Annotated in this window: 17 protein-coding genes and 1 tRNA gene; 8 read left to right on the top strand and 10 right to left on the bottom strand. The window is 52.8% G+C overall.

The annotated features are described in order from the left end of the window. Nucleotides 1-18: 18 nt before the first annotated feature. Nucleotides 19-1,326, bottom strand: a complete 1,308-nt coding sequence (locus L1S32_RS10725; RefSeq protein ID WP_278155092.1) for a PAS domain S-box protein — start codon at nt 1,324-1,326, stop codon at nt 19-21. 55 nt (nt 1,327-1,381) lie between these two features. Continuing rightward, a complete protein-coding gene (gene purL, locus L1S32_RS10720) occupies nt 1,382-3,493 on the bottom strand; it encodes a phosphoribosylformylglycinamidine synthase subunit PurL (protein WP_347403348.1) in 2,112 nt (703 codons plus the stop codon). Between the two features lie 108 nt (nt 3,494-3,601). Between purL and L1S32_RS10715 the strand changes: the two genes are divergently transcribed. Continuing rightward, the gene (locus L1S32_RS10715; protein WP_278155091.1) at nt 3,602-4,213 is read left to right on the top strand and encodes a translation initiation factor IF-2 subunit beta; all 612 of its coding nucleotides are present in this window, start codon (nt 3,602-3,604) and stop codon (nt 4,211-4,213) included. Nucleotides 4,214-4,381: 168 nt separating this feature from the next. On the opposite strand, the gene L1S32_RS10710 is transcribed toward L1S32_RS10715, so the two are convergent. From L1S32_RS10710 to L1S32_RS10690, 5 genes are all read right to left on the bottom strand, one after another. Then, nucleotides 4,382-4,651: a DNA-directed RNA polymerase subunit L gene (locus tag L1S32_RS10710; RefSeq protein ID WP_278155090.1), complete on the bottom strand. Its 270-nt coding sequence runs from the start codon at nt 4,649-4,651 to the stop codon at nt 4,382-4,384. Nucleotides 4,652-4,755: 104 nt separating this feature from the next. Continuing rightward, nucleotides 4,756-5,481, bottom strand: a complete 726-nt coding sequence (locus tag L1S32_RS10705; protein WP_278155089.1) for an MBL fold metallo-hydrolase — start codon at nt 5,479-5,481, stop codon at nt 4,756-4,758. A gap of 19 nt (nt 5,482-5,500) precedes the next feature. Next, the gene (locus L1S32_RS10700; protein WP_278155088.1) at nt 5,501-6,778 is read right to left on the bottom strand and encodes an ATP-binding protein; all 1,278 of its coding nucleotides are present in this window, start codon (nt 6,776-6,778) and stop codon (nt 5,501-5,503) included. A 42-nt stretch (nt 6,779-6,820) separates the two neighbouring features. Continuing rightward, nucleotides 6,821-7,696, bottom strand: coding sequence for a type II methionyl aminopeptidase (gene map / locus L1S32_RS10695; RefSeq protein ID WP_278155087.1), 876 nt, complete (start codon nt 7,694-7,696; stop codon nt 6,821-6,823). Continuing rightward, on the bottom strand, nt 7,693-8,823 hold the full coding sequence (locus L1S32_RS10690) for a Xaa-Pro peptidase family protein (protein WP_278155086.1): 1,131 nt from the start codon (nt 8,821-8,823) through the stop codon (nt 7,693-7,695). Before L1S32_RS10690 ends, map begins: the two co-directional genes overlap by 4 nt. A 60-nt stretch (nt 8,824-8,883) precedes the next feature. Here L1S32_RS10690 and L1S32_RS10685 point away from each other — a divergent pair, with 60 nt between their 5' ends. From L1S32_RS10685 to fhcD, 5 genes are all read left to right on the top strand, one after another. After that, complete coding sequence (locus tag L1S32_RS10685; protein WP_278155085.1) at nt 8,884-9,189, top strand: hypothetical protein; 306 nt, start codon at nt 8,884-8,886, stop codon at nt 9,187-9,189. Then, entirely contained in the window at nt 9,167-9,481 is a 315-nt protein-coding gene (locus tag L1S32_RS10680; protein ID WP_347403347.1) for a hypothetical protein, read from the top strand. Before L1S32_RS10685 ends, L1S32_RS10680 begins: the two co-directional genes overlap by 23 nt. A 48-nt stretch (nt 9,482-9,529) precedes the next feature. Then, a tRNA-Asn gene (locus L1S32_RS10675) sits at nt 9,530-9,602 on the top strand. Between the two features lie 395 nt (nt 9,603-9,997). After that, nucleotides 9,998-10,591, top strand: a complete 594-nt coding sequence (locus tag L1S32_RS10670) for a 5-formyltetrahydrofolate cyclo-ligase (protein WP_278155084.1) — start codon at nt 9,998-10,000, stop codon at nt 10,589-10,591. Between the two features lie 4 nt (nt 10,592-10,595). Then, nucleotides 10,596-11,495, top strand: a complete 900-nt coding sequence (fhcD, locus tag L1S32_RS10665; protein WP_278155083.1) for a formylmethanofuran--tetrahydromethanopterin N-formyltransferase — start codon at nt 10,596-10,598, stop codon at nt 11,493-11,495. Between the two features lie 846 nt (nt 11,496-12,341). Here fhcD and L1S32_RS10660 read toward each other — a convergent pair. Then, nucleotides 12,342-12,569, bottom strand: a complete 228-nt coding sequence (locus L1S32_RS10660; RefSeq protein ID WP_278155082.1) for a dodecin family protein — start codon at nt 12,567-12,569, stop codon at nt 12,342-12,344. A gap of 169 nt (nt 12,570-12,738) precedes the next feature. On the opposite strand from L1S32_RS10660, the gene L1S32_RS10655 reads away from it, so the two are divergent. Beyond that, nucleotides 12,739-13,815, top strand: coding sequence for a TIM barrel protein (locus tag L1S32_RS10655; protein ID WP_278155081.1), 1,077 nt, complete (start codon nt 12,739-12,741; stop codon nt 13,813-13,815). A gap of 42 nt (nt 13,816-13,857) precedes the next feature. Here the strand turns inward: L1S32_RS10655 and L1S32_RS10650 are convergent, their stop codons facing one another. Beyond that, a complete protein-coding gene (locus tag L1S32_RS10650) occupies nt 13,858-14,283 on the bottom strand; it encodes a hypothetical protein (protein ID WP_278155080.1) in 426 nt (141 codons plus the stop codon). A 277-nt stretch (nt 14,284-14,560) separates the two neighbouring features. Here L1S32_RS10650 and L1S32_RS10645 point away from each other — a divergent pair, with 277 nt between their 5' ends. Beyond that, nucleotides 14,561-15,442 carry an Mrp/NBP35 family ATP-binding protein gene (locus L1S32_RS10645; protein WP_278155079.1) on the top strand — a complete coding sequence of 294 codons (882 nt, stop codon included), beginning with the start codon at nt 14,561-14,563 and terminating at the stop codon, nt 15,440-15,442. A 320-nt stretch (nt 15,443-15,762) separates the two neighbouring features. Here the strand turns inward: L1S32_RS10645 and L1S32_RS10640 are convergent, their stop codons facing one another. After that, complete coding sequence (locus L1S32_RS10640) at nt 15,763-16,593, bottom strand: hypothetical protein (RefSeq protein WP_278155078.1); 831 nt, start codon at nt 16,591-16,593, stop codon at nt 15,763-15,765. Nucleotides 16,594-16,623: the final 30 nt, after the last annotated feature.

The following is a 16,623-nucleotide window of genomic DNA, read 5'->3' as shown; positions in this document are numbered from 1 at the left end:
GGCGTCATGCCCACCCGGTTATTCAGCAGATGTTGACGGGAAAAATCCCGATCCGACCTCTGCTTTTGCAAGCATCTCTTCTACCCATATACGGGCGATAGCATTGCCTACCTGATAGGCGATGACTTCCAGGGACATCAGACTTGAATCCGGAATAATTTCAGTATAATTCGAACCCAGCAGAATGAAACCGACAGAGGCATTGTTATAGATGATCGGAATGATCAGAATGACCTGTATCCGCTCCTTTCCGGGCGTAAAACCGAGCATATCAGGAAGATCAGAAAAGTGCCCATAGATATAGTCACCAGCTAACACCTGACGGGCCAGAGGAGTATCTTTTCCTATCACCTCCATCGAGGAGAGGAATGCATCCGAAAACCCGGTGGCGCACGACAGGGTAAAACTCTCCGTATGTGCATCCTCCAGATAGAGTGCCCCAAATCCCATCTCTGCCACCCGTGATGCGGTATCCAGGCAGAGAGATACCGCTTCGTCCAGGGAACGGGCAGCTGCAAGGGAGAGACCCAGATCACGCTGGGCGATGAGTTGCTCCTCCATCTGTTTCCGATCGGTGATATCATAGAGAGTGCCGTGCACCGAGGCAATCTTACCGCTCTTTTTACGGACATAATTGCATGACTCCTGCACCCACCGGACATCCCCTTCCCGGGTTATGATACGATATTCACTCACGCTGACAACCGAGGGATCGGCCCGTGCATCCTCTATTGTGCGGGAGAGAATCGACAGATCATCCGGATGGACGATTGTATCCCATCCAAAGTCACCGGACATGAGCATCTCAGCCGGATATCCGGTGATACTCTCCACCGCACCGTTTGCATAAATAACGCGGTTATCCGCACGGCGCTGGAGGATGATGCCGGTGAAGTTCTCGATGATAAGCCGGTAACGCTCCTCACTCTCATTGAGATCCCGTTCAAGGTTTTTGTTCTTCACCATCCGCCTGACCTGCAGGGCCAGTTCGGCAAACTCAGCCTTCGGATCCTCGCCTTTGGGCAGATAATAATCACACCCGTTTCTCAGGGCTGAGATCACTACATCCTCCTGCCCTTTGCCGGTATACATCATAAAGGGCATATCAGGATACCGGATACGCACCTTCTGCAGAAACGCAATACCGTCCATTCCCGGCATCTGATAGTCTGAAATAATACCATCGATCTTTGTGGTCCTGAGGATCTCCATAGCTTCCTCTGCACCCAGTGCGGTGATCACCTTCAGATCGCCTGTACGCTCGAGAAAGACCTTGCCCAGTTCAAGAAGACTGGGCTCATCATCTGCGAGAAGAATTGTCATCATATTCCGGTTTCCCCCCGTTGTTACGGATAAATATTGTGTGGGATTCTGCCCCTACTTACTCAGCATACATCACTGATGTCAGGGCTCCCAGTGCTGCTTCAGTCTCCTGAGGAGTGAACCTAATAATATTTCCACTTACAGATATGATAAGTTCATCGCCGCCGACGGTGCCAATTTCAACTGCGTCAAGCCCCTCTGCAATCGATTTATCCGTGTATGCTATCAGGAACCGACCCGGTGATTCGTCAAAGAGAGCAGGTATTGCCTCGCCTGCAAGGGTGACAGCGGCAGCAGGTGTACACTCCGCCAGGGCCGCGATTAACCCACCTGCAGAGATATCAGCAGCAAAACCACCGTTTTGTACGAAGGAACGGATCTTTTCCAGAATGGAGGGGTCAGCCTTATCCGGAGCCGGACCACCGCATCCGGTCACTGCATCCAGCACGGAGCCTCCGAGCGCAGAGACAGAACTGCCGGCGATGGCAAGCGTGGCCCCCTCTGCAGGAAGGGTGTACCGGAGCACCGGCCCCTTCCCTGCCATCCCGATAGACGGAGTGGGAAGAATACGTGTTCCAAACTCATCACTCTCATTGTAGAGCGAGACATTGCCGCCCACCACCGGAGCACCGACGGCCGTTGCCATGTCCCCCATGCCGCGGACTGCCTCACCCAGCTGCCAGTAGATATCCGGGTGTACCGGGCTTGCGAAGTTCAGGCAGTTTACCACACAGAGAGGCATACTGCCTACACAGGCAAGGTTGGCGGCATTTTCATAGACAGTGTTTGCTGTGCCTTCATACGGTTTGAGTTCAATCTGCCGCGGGGAGCAGCCGCAGGAGAGGGACAGGGCAGCATCCCCCAGCCGGAGAAGGCCGGCCCCGCCTGCAATCGAGACGGTCCGAAGCTGCACATCGTGGTCATACTGGCGGGAGATCCAGTCCTTTCGGGCCACATCAGGATGGGAGAGCACCGCAAGACAGAGCTCTTTGATATCCCCTTCCGGAGCCTGATAGGGACGTTCGCGCGAATAGGAAAGAGAAGCCCATGCCTCACCGGGCGCCCCTTCCACAAGCAGATCAATCGGCAGATCACAGACGACATTCCCTTCAAAGGTGACAATGTAGCGCCTCTCTTCGATTACTTCACCAATATCGCGCCACTGAAGACTGTACTTCTCCATAATGGCCGCAAGTGCCGGAATGTCGCTTTCTGCGACCTCCATGAGCATCCGCTCCTGCGACTCGGCAAGCATAATCTCCACCTCATTCATGCCGGTCTCCCGCAGGTGAACAGCGTCCGCCTCAATCCGGGCACCGTAACTGGAGGACATCTCAGACGATGCGCCCGCGAGTCCTGCCGCACCCAGGTCACGGCATGACACAATCTTTCCGGTGGCTGCCATCTCCATTGTTGCGTCAATGAGCAGTTTCTCAGTATACGGGTCGCCGACCTGGACACAGGGCCGGTCTTCAGCCTCCGCATCCTCCGAGAGGTCGCGGGAGGCAAACGATGCCCCGCCAAGGCCGTCTCTCCCGGTGGATGCACCATAGAGCACCAGCCGGTTGCCGGGCTTCTTTACCCGGGCGGTGAGATATTTTTCCGGATCTACAATTCCCACAGAGACAACATTGACGAGAGGATTGCCGGAGTACCCCTCGTCGAATGCCACTTCTCCCCGCACGACCGGAACACCGATACAGTTGCCGTAGTCACCAATTCCCTGCACCACATGTTCAAGGAGATAGCGGTTCTTCTCTTCCGTTATTGGCCCAAAGTAGAGGAGGTCCATAAGCGCAATCGGTTTGGCGCCCATCGAGATGATGTCCCGCACAATGCCGCCGACTCCGGTCGCAGCCCCGTCGAAGGGGTCCACATAACTCGGATGGTTATGGGATTCCATGCCGATTGCAAGCGCAATATCATCTGAATATTTCACAATGGCCGCATCATCACCAGGCCCCAAAAGGACATTCTCACCCGTAGTCGGGAGTGTCCTCAGGAATGCCTTTGTTGAACGATAGCTACAGTGTTCACTCCAGAGATTTTCGAAGCAGGCGTATTCAAGCGGAGTTATGGGCCGCTTTAGTTGTTCTTCCAGATAAGCAAGGTCTCCGGCAGATACCATGATGCAGAAGGGTTGGACACCTGCGCTATTAATGGTGCGCATATAGCATCCTGCATGCACCTGCAGGCACAAGGGACAAAGGAATCGGCCCTGAGTACCCCGGAGGCGCAAAAAGCACTATTAAGTCAGTAGAATACTAAAGGTACCTGCATGACCGACCCATATGAAGCGCTGCTTGACCATGCCTATGAGAATATCACCGAGACCTCAGGTGATGAGGGACGGTTTGCTGTACCTCCGGCAAAGGTGTTTATTGAGGGGAAGACGACTGTCCTTGAAAACTTTGGAGAGATTGCATCAATTCTCCGCCGTGAACCTGACCACCTGATGAAGTTTCTGCTGGGTGAACTGGGAACATCCGGGAAGTTAGACGGAAACCGGGCGGTCTTTAACGGTAAGTTTGAAATTGACCTGATCAAGAGCCTTGTGAACAAATATACAGAAGATTATGTCATGTGTTCTGAATGCGGCAAGCCCGACACCCGCCTCGTAAAAGACGGGCGCATCACTCTCCTCCGGTGTGATGCCTGCGGTAGTCACAGGCCGGTCAGAAAACGCCGTGCCCGCCCTGAATCAGTGGCGAATCAGGTGGAAGAAGGCAAAGAGATGACAGTGGAAATCCAGTCCATATCAAAACGTGGCGATGGTGTGGTCAGAATCGGCAAATACACAATGTATGTAAGCGGTGGAAAACCCGGCCAGAAACTGCAGGTACGTGTCACCCGTGTAGCGGGCTCAATTGTCTTCACCGAACGGCTATAATAATCCCAAACCCGTTTTTTTCCCGCCATTGTGAGGTATTATCCTCCGGCGGCAGATCCAATGCACCGACCAGCGAAGCTTTCGTTTCTGCCCGGCCGGATTTCAGAATCAGCTGGCACTGCAGGGATGCCGATCACAAAAAGAGGTCTGAAAAAAGATATATGGTATCTAGGATTGCTGAATTGCGTCCAGCAGTTCAGCGCAGTCTGCACTGATCTTGCGGGCTGCATCGATGATGACCACAATGGGGTCTGCACCGTCTTTGGTTGAGACATACAACTCCGGGTCAGTAAAATCAAACCTTGGGTTATAGGATGACACGTCCACACGGGGATCTGTGAGGATCTGCTGATTCAGGGCGTTCATATATGTGTGGCTCTCACCGACAAAGAGGATCTTTACACTGGCGGGATTGAGCTCAAGAATTTTGATCTCCATACGTACCGTATATGTCTGTGAACGACCGGGTAAATATATATGGGTTGCCCCCTCCTGAGGAGAGGAGAACTGCATTTCAGGAATAACTAAATGACCACCCGGTCTCAGAGCACAAACACATCCCCGTCATATCCGATATGTGGGGCCTCCAAACCGATTTTATGGGAGAGGTGGACGAGACGGAAATCCTTTGCGTGCAGTTCACGTGCGAGGGATACTGCTTCTGAATAATTCATATGTTTTGGATGCTCAATCCCGTTCGGGAAAAGCGCATCAGCAAAGAAAAGATCACACCCGTCCAGAAGCTCTTTCGTCCGCTGCGGGATGTCAGGGTTGGTGTCTGCCGTATACCCGATACGGGTATTCCCGTCTTCTATGAGAAGGCCATACGTCGGCGCAGGCGGGTGGTTCACCTCCCCGAGGGTGATCTGCAGGCCGCCCAGGGTGAAAGGCACATAGGGCTCCTGCGGGTGGGCAGCAAAGTGAATGAAATGGAACTGCTCCTGCATATATGCCACCACCTCCGGGGCGCCATACCCGGGAGGATATTTCTGCACGCGGTAAAAATCATTAAATCCCGCAAAATGGTCATAGTGCCCGTGGGTCCAGAGTACAGCATCGATATGGGGTGACCCCACGCGCAGCAGCTGCTGACGGAGGTCAGGTGAGGTGTCAATGAGGAGGGCGAACCCCTCATGCTCCACCAGAAGAGAGGTCCGGAGGCGTTCCCTTCCGGATGCAGCGGCTTCGGTACAGTTCGGACAGGTGCATCCGACAAGAGGGGTGCCGGTGGTGTCACCGGTTCCAAGCAGTGTGATTGTAACAGTCATCCAAAAAGGCACCTGGTCGTCAGATATTGCTCCGGATGACGTGACGGTTCTTGAGGTTCTGCATGCCGATTTCAATATCTTCAGCCGTTACTTTGTGGCGGTTATCCATAAGGGCCGCAATTATCGCTTCTTTGATCATCATCCGCAGGTCTGCACCGGAGAACCCTTCCGTCTGTTCAGCAACGGAATCAAAGTCGCATTCACACTCAATCAGGGAGGTGACCGCACGCAGGATGTCCCGCCGCATTGTGCGATCCGGCATCGGGAACTCAACAACATCATCAAAGCGCCGCCATGCCGCTTCATCCAGCAGAGCAGGATGGTTGGTTGCCCCGATGAGGAGGACACCGTTTTTGACAAAACTGACCATATCGATGTTTTTGAGGAGCATGTTTACCGCACGCTTCATCGCCGCGTTGTCATCGGTGAGACGGGACTTTGCTACAAAGTCAAACTCGTCAATGAAGAGTATACAGGGGGAGAGACGCCGCGCCAGTTCAAATATGCGGTCAATATTCTTGGATGTCTCACCCAGGTACTGGGAGGTGATCATCGCAAGACGGACTTCAAGGAGGGGCATATGGAGTTCGCGGGACATCGCAAGCGCAAGAGATGTCTTTCCGGTTCCGGGAGGACCCACAAAGAGCAGTTTTCCAAACTCATATATCCGGTGATCACGCAGGAAATCCCGGTTTTTCAGCGCCACATCGATCTTTTTAATCGCATCCAGCTGCCCTTCCGTGCAGACAAGATCATCCATACTGAACTCCATCTCATCCGGCGCGTAGATGATTATCAGGTCACGGGCATTGCGCATCTCCTCGGACTCGGCTACGATGGGGGCAAGCTTTGCCTCAATAAACTCAACCGAGTCCTCAAACCGCCCGTTCTTCTTCAGTGCGTCCTGATAGGAGAAGGTACCGATCTTATTTTTCTCCGCATAGAGTGCAAGTGCAGGATTCTGTTCTATCCACCGTTTTCCCCCCTTCTTCACAAACCACTGCACCGCAGGTCCAAGCGCGGTGATAGAGAGGCGCTGCCCGAACTCGTCATAGTCAACGAAAGGATTTGCGCGCAGGTGCTCATACGCCCCTTTCACCCCTATCTCACGGTCGAGAACCCCTTCGCTGATCACCAGCGGCCGTTTAAATTCTGACGCTGCTCCGGACATTCCGGTTATTTTCCGTAATTTCTGCGGCAGATCATTCTTCGTGATCCCGGGGATTTCATTTGCGACTGCGGCCGTCAGAAGAATCTCCATGAGATCAAGAACCATTGAATCAGCATCATCAGACATGCGTAACAGGAGATGTACTACGCAGAGAACAAAAAAGGTTGGCTAAAGGGTGGTTGCCACACAGCCATCTTCCGTGACAATGAGGGTATGTTCTGCCTGGGAGACGAGTGACCCGGAAATGTCATGAAGGACCGGATAGCCCCGCACCACCCCGTTCTTCTTCAGCGTGGAGAGTGCCAGATCAATCTTATCACCCGTCAGCCAGCGTTTGGAGAACGGCAGGGAGCGCCGATCACGGATCTGGTCCATTACCCGTTTTGCGGAGGCAAGCCTGACACCCCGGTTTGCTATCTGGCTGTAGATCACGGTACGGTTACTATCGGAGACCATACCTGTGCCGCTTGATGCGAAAGGCTCCACCGCAAAGACCATGCCCTCTTCGAGGACGGCACCGCCGGTCATGGCGACGTTGGGGATCATCGGCTCTCCGTGGAGTGAATACTGTGAAAGCCCGTGTCCGGTGAGATTTACAACCGGGCGGAAGCCCCGTGACTCGATCTCATGCTGGATAACAGTGCCCATTTCACCCGTGGTAACCCCCGGGCGGACCAGTGCAATGGCCGCATTCAGGGCCGCGCGTGACGCTTCGACCAGGAGAGCGTTGTCGCCGATATCCACGGTTGTTGCGGTGTCTGCGACATATCCGTCGATATGGACACCAAGATCAACTTTTACCACATCCCCTTCTGAAAAGAGGCGTTCATCCCCCGGCCCCGCAGTATCATGGGCCGCATCCTCGTTTATCGAGATATTGAGGGGGAAGGCAATCCCGACACCTTCATCGCGGATTGCCTGCTCGATGGTGTCGACAAGCTCCAGGATTGACGCGCCCGGAAGCACCATGGCGGCTGCTTCTTCACGGAACCGCTTCGCAAGCGCCCCGGCTTCCATATATTTAGTAAAAATATCGTCGTTCATACGATCAGTCTTCTCTCATATTTCGTGTAACAGACGAAACCATCTTTGGTGATAACACCGAGGTCCTCCAGCCGGACACCCCCTGTCTTCCGGTAATAGAGGCCGGGTTCAACGGTGACCACATGCCCTGCCTCAAGCGGGGTGTCACCCCGCGGGGAAAGAGAGGGGCCTTCATGAATCTGCAGACCAACCCCGTGGCCGAGGCTGTGGATGAACCCTTCATCCCCGGTGGCATAGCCACGTTCGGTAAAAAGGTCAAGGACGGCATTGTGCACCTCTGCACCGGTGATGCCCGGCCGGAGCATCTCTTCTGCGAGTGTCTGCCCGTCACGGACGGTTTCATAGATCTCCTGTATCTCAGGGGACGGTTCCCCTTTGACAAACGTCCGGGTCATATCGGCATAGTATCCTGTCCTCTCGTCCTGCGGGAAGACATCAATGAGAATGGGTTCATCTGCAAGCAGGGTGCCTGAGCCGGTGTTGTGAGGCTGGGCTGTTTCTCTCCCGCATGAGACAATCGTGTCACGTGCCGTATAGCCGTGCCGGAGAAGCCAGCAGTGCATCTCCCGCCGGAGGATGTCTGAGGTGAGGGGAGCCCCCTCATACCAGAGCTCTCCGCCCTGCACGATGGCATGCCGGATGATATCTTCAGCAAACGACATCACCTCGTTGGTGCGTTCCTGCGCTGCGCGGATTGCGTCACGCTCGCGGCGGCTCTTCACCGCCCGCATGCCCTCAACCGTGTCCGTGTCAACGGTGACCCGGCAGAATGACCGAAGATCTTCAGCCATGCCAAGCGGGAATGAACCCGGCACTATGATCTCCCCGCCTGCATATTCGTATACCATACGGGCAGCGGCCCGGCGGGGACTGACCTCCTCTTCGAGGAATTCAAAAAATCTTGCGTCACCCCGGGAAATTACTCCACAGGCCGCTTCATCCTGCGCCCGGTCAAGTTCCATCTGCGGGACGATGAGGATTCCTTCTTCCCCCCGTTTTTGGACATAAAAAAGGGGGTCAGATGTGACAAACTGCGTCAGGTACCGCATGTCAGGGTCCTGGGAGGAGGCATAGATGACATAGGCTGCCGCCCCAGCCTTCTCCATGGCCTCATCGAGCGTCTCCATGCCTGAATATTGCCGAGCAAAGCACAAGTACTTTTATCCTGACGGGTTGATGTATGGATAATGGACGAGTCAGCGAAGCAGATATTCAAGATGAAATTTGCAAAGCTCACCATGGTTCTGAATGCAATTTTCCTTCTCGCAGCACTGTCAATCCTTGCTGCATTCAGGGTAATCCCTGTCTACAGCTACCAGATCGCAGCCATCTGCGGTGTGGGGGCAATTGTGCTGGCACTGTATTTCAGGAATGCCTATAAGAGCGACAGGGAATGGCTGATGGCCCAGGACGATACATCCGGGAAACCGGCAGCAAATCAGGCGGAACCATCCGCCCCTGCCGGAGAACATGCAGGCGACACCGATGCTTGAGAAGATCCTTTCTGAAGTGGAACTGGTGGGACGACACCTCAGGGTGGTGCGCATCGTAGCAGAGAATCAGCCGATTGGAATAATGAAACTGGCTGAACTCACCGGGCTGCCTGCCCATCGTGTGCGCTACTCCCTGAAGGTGCTTGAAGGTCAGGGGTATATTCAGGCATCCCCCGCAGGCGCTATGGTGACCGAAGCGGCAAAAGAACGGATGAAAACGCTTGATTCAGAGATTGATGCAATCATCGCTCTTCTCGAAACAATGCGCGAAGAGAACGGAACAAATCAATAATATTTATTATCCCTCACTGCGACCTTGTATGGCACACAGGTTGTGCATGCCTCCATAACTCAGTTGGTAGAGTGTCTGGCTGTTAACCAGAATGTCACAGGTTCGAGTCCTGTTGGGGGCGTAATTTTTGTACGCTTTCGTTCTTCACGGTTTCAAGTGATTCTATTGATTTCAAAAATTTATGTTTACCACATAAGTGGACATTTATTACTGTTTTTTCTATTAATTGCAAAAGATATGACGGCATTCTGTTGACATTACATTTAAACAGTGCATCATACCACAACGCCTGAGAAAGGGCAATACAGCAGTTCTGTGAAGGTTTTTTTCAAAAAGGGCTTTGGTATATACTTTGGTTTATAGATTATCGATACAATGGATAAGATTTTCCTACTAAACCGCCTTCCACCCACCCAAAAAAATCGGAGAATTTCCATAAACCTCCCCAAACCACAAGTACTTTTTTAGTCGGATCCTTCACCAATTCATAAATACCTTAACCAGAAAGTAATGCCTATGTCTCGCGAATATTCCAATTTACGTGAAGAGAAGAACAAAATCCGCGATATTATGAGAAAAAGGCGTGATTCGCTAACTCCTGAGGAGAAAAAAACAAAAGGCGAAGCCATCTGCAGACACTTTTTCACACTTATTAGCCCCGGCCAGACAGTTATGGGTTTTTCATCAAAGGATATTGAAGTTAATACAGCTCCTATCCTGCAGAGACTTCTTGATGAGAAATATGATCTGGTTGTTCCTATCATTGTAAAGGAGGATTATAGCCTCAGACTTTCATATTTAAGGGATCTTTCGCATCTTGTTCCCAGCACATTTAATGTCCCTGAACCTATTGGAAACGAGATCCCCGTTCCTGAAGGTGCAGTGGATGTTGTAATGCTGCCAATGCTTGGTTTTGACAGGCGTGGCGGAAGAATCGGATATGGATCGGGCTACTATGACAGGTTCCTTGAGAAAAATCCTGATGTAATTAAAATTGCACTTGCATTTGCCTGCCAGGAGACAGATGAACTGCCGCTTGAGGAGAATGATGTCTTAATGGATTATGTTGTAACTGAAGACGGTGTAATCAAAACCGGAAAACAGAGGTGAACCAATGCAGATAAACGGCACTGAAATTGTCGATACATATGCAGAGGCATTTCCGATCTGGCTCTCAAGAGTAATAATAACAGCCGATACATATGAACTTGCAATGATTGCAGCGACGGAGGCCACCGGCTTTGCAACCTCAACTATTATGTGCCCGTGCGAAGCGGGAATTGAGAGATATTACTCCCCGGAAGAGACACCGGACAAACGTCCCGGAGTATCAATATTTGTCTGTACTGCCAGAAAGAGTATGAAGGAAAATGTCTCTGCAAGAATCTCCCAGTGTGTTCTTACAGCTGCAACCGCATCAGCATTTGACGGATTTCCGGATGCGAGAACAAGGTTCCATATCAGGATGCACTATTTCGGTGACTCATACGAGAGCCGCTGCACTGTCGGGGGCAGAAAATGCTGGAAGATTCCTGTGATGGAAGGGGATTATATCGGAGAAGAGTCCTTTGGTGCAGTCAAAGGAATTGCAGGCGGAAATTTTCTTATCATGGGTAAGGATAAGCAGTCTGCACTCTCAGCTGCACAGGCGGCAATTGAGGCAATCAGGAACCGGGAGGGAATTATAACAGGATTTCCGGGTGGGATTGTTGCAAGCGGGTCAAAGGTTGCAAGTAAGAATTACCGGTTCCCTATGTCTGCAAGCACAAACCACAGGTTCTGCCCGACACTAAAGGATAAGATCGAAGATTCCCTCGTCCCTGATGGCGTGAATTCAATCTATGAGATTGTGATAAACGGAACCGATACAGGAGTTATTGAAGCTGCCATGAGAGACGGAATACTTGCCGCGACAGAAAAAGATGGTATCCTGTACATCGATGCCGGAAATTACGATGGGAAACTCGGCACAAATAATTTTTATCTTCATGAAATCCTTAAAAATTCAGTATAATTATTGTCCGGATGTATCTCTGAAATTCTAATAATCTCCGGATACAATTTTTATCAGGTTATTCCAGCTCTGTAGAAAACGTATCTCTTTTTTAGAGAGTCATGTTATGAAGAACAATTCTGATTTTGATCTCATTCGAAGAATGTATACTTCAACTGCGGCAGTTCTTGCATCTGTCATATTATTAACCTCTTTTTTTATTTTAACGGACATGCGCCCGTATCGATGCCCTCATCGGAAAGGTGGAAACCTCCATTTGGATGCTTCGGGAATACCGGACGGCGCTCATCTCTCCGCCGTGACGGGGAAGATTGATGTGAGTGACAGCATATAGTCTCATTTTTCCATCTTTCGAAGACAAACCCTGTCTTTTGTCTGATACTTATTTCCGACAGCCTCGTCACAAGCCGGTTCGTTCCGATGATTATATGCACCCCTGCCACAGGTGTGTCTCCGGCAGTTCCTCCGACCCGTATGATAGCCACCCCCCAATCACGTTCCCCGTTGAACACCGGCGCAACACTCCGCGGACAGGAAAGATACCCGACAACCATGCAGGTGACAGGATGGACGACCTCGGAACCGTTGTTCTTCATCACCCGAGGCCCGAGAAAATTATTGATCTGCGAGTGATTCCCAAAGACCCGTCAGAGGAAGATTACCTGCGGGATAACCCATATTGAAGAGAAACGGAGAGAAGATACGGATCTGATGGCGGGGGGTGACAAGTCCGGATACCCCAGTATATGTGACGAGTAGTAACCCACCATCCCCAGGGCCGATACCTCCGGTAAAGAAGAAATTACCTCACGACTGATGGTCTCCCGGGGGGGTCATGTGGACGGGTCAGCTCTCCCTTTCCACGACGAACGAGACCTTAACCACGGCGCGATACTCGACGATTTTGTTCCCGTCCACCTTTGCGGTGCACTCCTTCAGGTAGACACCTTTTATGTCGTGGACGGATTTTGCTGCCTCCCTCACAGCATTCCCAACGGCATCCTCCCATCCGTTCGGGGAACTGCCAATGAGCTCAAGAACCTTTGCCACATGGGGCACATCTGCTTCATACATGTTTCCTTCCTCCAAGCACTCCCTTAGGGTTTCCCTCCCACATGAAAGTTGCGGAGACCGTACACCCGGATTACGGGGTACGGCGTTCCCGCCGCCCCAACACCGGATCTCTATTCCACGCTTTTTTTCTTATCGGACGGCCAATCTTCCTGACAGAGGAGAATACCCCATGCAGCTACGCCGGAAAGAACTTATCAGCCTCCCCGTCTACCCGTGGGGCCGCAGCCTCTTCGGGGGTGAATGGGCAGATGTGGCCGCATTTTGCCTGAGAGAGGGGCTGGACGGTGTGGAGCTCTATACCGGCTATGAGGATGTTGATCCCTCAGAAATCCCCCCGGACCTGGTGCGGGGCGTCCACCTCCCGTTCCATTCCGGGTGGCTGGAGATGATGGAGGAAGAGCATAAAGAATGGAAAAACAGGGAAAAAGGCGTGGACCCTGAGCGACCAGGAAATGGCAAAATCCCCGAAAGTGAAGGGGCAGTCCGGTTTGAACCGCCATTCTTTGCCTGCAGCACGCACCAGGATTTCGTTGCCGCCCTGCGCCTCCAGCTCGAGCGGGCCGCCCGGCTTCAGGCAGGCTATGCAGTCTACCACCTCGGCTACTACCACACGGCAGAGATGTTCACCCTCACCTATGCACGGGATGACCGTGAGGTGCTCGAACGGGCGGCAGTCTTTCTCAATGAGCTGGTGGCTGACTTCCCCGACGGGGAACCTCCCGTTCGCCTCCAGTTTGAGAATCTCTGGTATCCGGGCCTCACCTACACAGACCCGGATGCCTGTCTCGCCTTCATGGACATGCTGGAGTTCTCAGACTACGGGTTCCTCCTCGACACGGGACACCTCATGAACCGCATCACCTCCTCTGATCCAGAAAAGGACTGCATTAGCGCCGTTTGCAGCTTTATCGAAACCCTGCCGCCGGAAATACTCAACCGGATTGATGTCGTCCACCTCCACTGGAGCGGCTCACACTCCCTCCGGCAGGAACGCATCCGGAGGGGAATCCCGAACGGATTTACCACGATGCAGCGCCATGATCAGGAGGCGCTTGCATTCCAGCATGCCGTCCTCACCGACCAGCACCGGCCGCTCTCTCTTCCGGAGGCACGGGAGATGGTGGATATGATCGCCCCCTCAATGGTCGTCCATGAGTGCATCCCGAAGACGCTGGATGATCTGACCGCGTTTCTGGCGATGCAGCGTGGGGCGCTGGAGCGGGACCCGGAGAAGGCAGAACAATGAGCGCCTTTACTGAGAAAAAGAGAAAAAGAGGGAAATTAGGATTTACGCAGGGCAGGCGTTTTCATTATAGACATACCAGATATCTGCATAGGATGCCAGTTCCGGATCATACATCGAGGCATTTGCAAAGCACGGAAGTGACTCGCAATGCCGGTTCATGTTCATCAGGACAATTCCCTTCACGAGCCAGGCCAGGCCATAATCCGGGTTCAGTTCCAGCGCCTTTTCACAGCTCTCCATGGCTGCCGCGTATTGACCGCAATTATTGGAGCTCATGGCCCGATAGCACCATGCCCCGGGGTTCTCCGGATCGGTTGCGACCAGTGCATCATAATATTCCTGACTTTCATTCACTTTTCCCATAAACTCCTGCGTCGGCATTCCATCCGGGTTTTTCGTATCCGCGATACAGCCGACAGAGAGACAAAACAGGAATATCAGTGAAAAAACTCCCGCCATTTTCAGCATTCAGATACCCCGGACAGCATAGCAGTATGTGTAAGAGAGATGCTATATACCAATTTTCCTCTGGTATGTCCGGCCGAACGGAAATCGTCAGGGTTATACAATCTGCCCCGGAAATTCGCCATAGATCTTCATCTCCGGTATGCATCCAAAACCGGCGGAGAACACACACGTACTGTTCGCACAGCAGGTCAGGAAAAAAGGGACGCAGAATCCCAGCCGGCATCGAATGGAAATCCCACACAAACCTTTATCGACTGCCCCCCTGAGTAAGGGGCATATGCCAGAAGATACATCATCACGTCCCCCGCCGACAACACCGAAAAAAGCAGATATCTCCGTCCGCCATGTCGTGCTGGTCCTCTCAGGCAAAGGGGGCGTGGGAAAGACTACCGTTGCCGCGAACCTAGCCGTTGCCTTTGCCAACCACGGCTTTAAAACAGGACTTCTGGACCTCGACATACACGGCCCCGATATTCCCAAGATGCTGGGGGTTGAAGAGCGCCGAATGACATCATACGATCAGAAACATATGGAACCGGTACCCGTGACAGGCAATCTGGGAGTGGTTTCGATGGCATTTCTGCTCCCGGAAGCAAGTTCTCCGGTCATCTGGAGGGGGCCGATGAAGGCTGGCGTCATCCGGCAGTTCCTTGAAAATGTCCACTGGGGCGAACTCGACTATCTTGTCGTCGATCTCCCGCCGGGGACCGGAGACGAAGCCCTGACGATCGCCCAGCTGGCCCCGAACATCGCAGGGGCGGTTATTGTCACCACCCCGCAGGATGTCGCAATCCTTGATATCAGAAAGGCCGTGAATTTCGTCAGGACCATCGGGCTGCCGGTGATCGGCATCATCGAGAACATGAGCGGCATGGTATGTCCCCACTGCGGAAAAGCGATCGACCTTTTCGGGAAAGGCGGCGGGAAACGTGCCGCAAAGGAGATGGACGTCCCGTTCCTCGGCGCCATCCCGCTGGACCCTGCGATGCGCAAGGCGGCCGATCAAGGAAGGCCGTTTCTCATCCGCAGCCCCGGAATGGCACCGGACAATCCGACATGGAAACAGGTTGACGCCATGATGGAGAACCTTGTCCGGATTGTCGAAGAAGGTAAGATGGCAGGCATCCCTGCGGAAAAAATGATTCTCACCCCTGTGTGAAAGGGGATGGGACCGGAACATCCGTGCCCGTCCGGGCGTACAGAAATTCACAGATCAACCTGCCATCCTGATACTAACGGAAATACTACCGGCCATTCTTATCAGCTGACCCCCTCATCCGACTGTTGGACTCCGGTGAAGATATCGGATTACAGGGTAACAGGAGATTTTCATGGATAAATGACGGTGTTCTCCAGACGCATGAGGGAGGAAAAAAATATTGAAAAGGGTTATAGTATTTCTATGAAGGACAGACTGCCTCTGTCCGATGCGGATTGATGTGTATCAGGATTTGTTATTAGGTGCGTTTTTTGGAATGGTCAGGCTCCTTCGCCGGTTCCGGGATCATCGGACGGGGCGGATGCGTCTTCAGGTGCCGCTTCACCAAAGAAGAGGTAACGGATCTGCTCCCAGAGAGAACGTTTGCCGGTGTTCCAGGCTTTTTTGTTCTCGTTCAAAACGGTGTTGACGGCCGGACGGTCACCATCTTCTGTGGCATTCATGAATGTCCGGTTATTCGCCCCGATGATCCCGAGCTGTTCTCCTGCGGTTGTTGTGTCATACCCTGACGCATTGAAGGTATCAATGATCTCCTGTCCGTACATCAGACGTTCATTGTACCGCAGTTCAAGGTATTGCGCATCGACGGCGGTGCAGTTCTCACGGAGCTGGTTCATCTCCATGGTTCCGTTTTCGGTGCCGTTAATCCGGACGCAATTGTTCAGTGACATACGGAGCTGTTTTGTCAGCGCATCGTTTTTGGCCATCACCGAAGAAATCTGCCCCTGATTGCAGGATTCAAGCGCCCCCCTGAGGCTGTCCTCCTGTCCAATCAGCTGGGCAAGGACTGCTTCTGCCTTTGCAGTGTCATATCCTGAAGAACTGACCGTTGCAATCATCTCCTCCCCCCAGGAGACGCTGTCGTTGAACTGCTGCATCCTGAATGCATTCGTCGCTGCACAGGTGCTATTGATCAGCTGCTCGTCAGCATTTTTGAGCGCCCCCTTCCCGGACACCCCCGTGTCCAGCTTGTGGTCGGAAAGCTTGTCTGCCTGAGGACTGATGACGTTCTTTGCCATGGCAGGCGTCACTGCAAACGCACAGAGGCAGAGGCAGATCACACATCCGATGACCAGTGTTGTTCGTTGCATTACTGATATGCTCCCGGGAACGACATCTCC

Source organism: Methanogenium sp. S4BF (assembly GCF_029633965.1).
Classification (GTDB): domain Archaea; phylum Halobacteriota; class Methanomicrobia; order Methanomicrobiales; family Methanomicrobiaceae; genus Methanogenium.
Note: the sequence above shows the minus strand (reverse complement) of the source record. Positions and strands in the feature narration are given on the sequence as shown.

What these genes read in the sequence shown, in the direction of transcription:
- L1S32_RS10725 (WP_278155092.1), bottom strand. Translation starts at nt 1,326, where the DNA reads ATGATGACAATTCTTCTCGCAGATGATGAGCCCAGTCTTCTTGAACTG.
- purL (WP_347403348.1), bottom strand. Translation starts at nt 3,493, where the DNA reads ATGCGCACCATTAATAGCGCAGGTGTCCAACCCTTCTGCATCATGGTA.
- L1S32_RS10715 (WP_278155091.1), top strand. Translation starts at nt 3,602, where the DNA reads ATGACCGACCCATATGAAGCGCTGCTTGACCATGCCTATGAGAATATC.
- L1S32_RS10710 (WP_278155090.1), bottom strand. Translation starts at nt 4,651, where the DNA reads ATGGAGATCAAAATTCTTGAGCTCAATCCCGCCAGTGTAAAGATCCTC.
- L1S32_RS10705 (WP_278155089.1), bottom strand. Translation starts at nt 5,481, where the DNA reads ATGACTGTTACAATCACACTGCTTGGAACCGGTGACACCACCGGCACC.
- L1S32_RS10700 (WP_278155088.1), bottom strand. Translation starts at nt 6,778, where the DNA reads ATGTCTGATGATGCTGATTCAATGGTTCTTGATCTCATGGAGATTCTT.
- map (WP_278155087.1), bottom strand. Translation starts at nt 7,696, where the DNA reads ATGAACGACGATATTTTTACTAAATATATGGAAGCCGGGGCGCTTGCG.
- L1S32_RS10690 (WP_278155086.1), bottom strand. Translation starts at nt 8,823, where the DNA reads ATGGAGACGCTCGATGAGGCCATGGAGAAGGCTGGGGCGGCAGCCTAT.
- L1S32_RS10685 (WP_278155085.1), top strand. Translation starts at nt 8,884, where the DNA reads ATGGACGAGTCAGCGAAGCAGATATTCAAGATGAAATTTGCAAAGCTC.
- L1S32_RS10680 (WP_347403347.1), top strand. Translation starts at nt 9,167, where the DNA reads ATGCAGGCGACACCGATGCTTGAGAAGATCCTTTCTGAAGTGGAACTG.
- L1S32_RS10670 (WP_278155084.1), top strand. Translation starts at nt 9,998, where the DNA reads ATGTCTCGCGAATATTCCAATTTACGTGAAGAGAAGAACAAAATCCGC.
- fhcD (WP_278155083.1), top strand. Translation starts at nt 10,596, where the DNA reads ATGCAGATAAACGGCACTGAAATTGTCGATACATATGCAGAGGCATTT.
- L1S32_RS10660 (WP_278155082.1), bottom strand. Translation starts at nt 12,569, where the DNA reads ATGTATGAAGCAGATGTGCCCCATGTGGCAAAGGTTCTTGAGCTCATT.
- L1S32_RS10655 (WP_278155081.1), top strand. Translation starts at nt 12,739, where the DNA reads ATGCAGCTACGCCGGAAAGAACTTATCAGCCTCCCCGTCTACCCGTGG.
- L1S32_RS10650 (WP_278155080.1), bottom strand. Translation starts at nt 14,283, where the DNA reads ATGCTGAAAATGGCGGGAGTTTTTTCACTGATATTCCTGTTTTGTCTC.
- L1S32_RS10645 (WP_278155079.1), top strand. Translation starts at nt 14,561, where the DNA reads ATGCCAGAAGATACATCATCACGTCCCCCGCCGACAACACCGAAAAAA.
- L1S32_RS10640 (WP_278155078.1), bottom strand. Translation starts at nt 16,593, where the DNA reads ATGCAACGAACAACACTGGTCATCGGATGTGTGATCTGCCTCTGCCTC.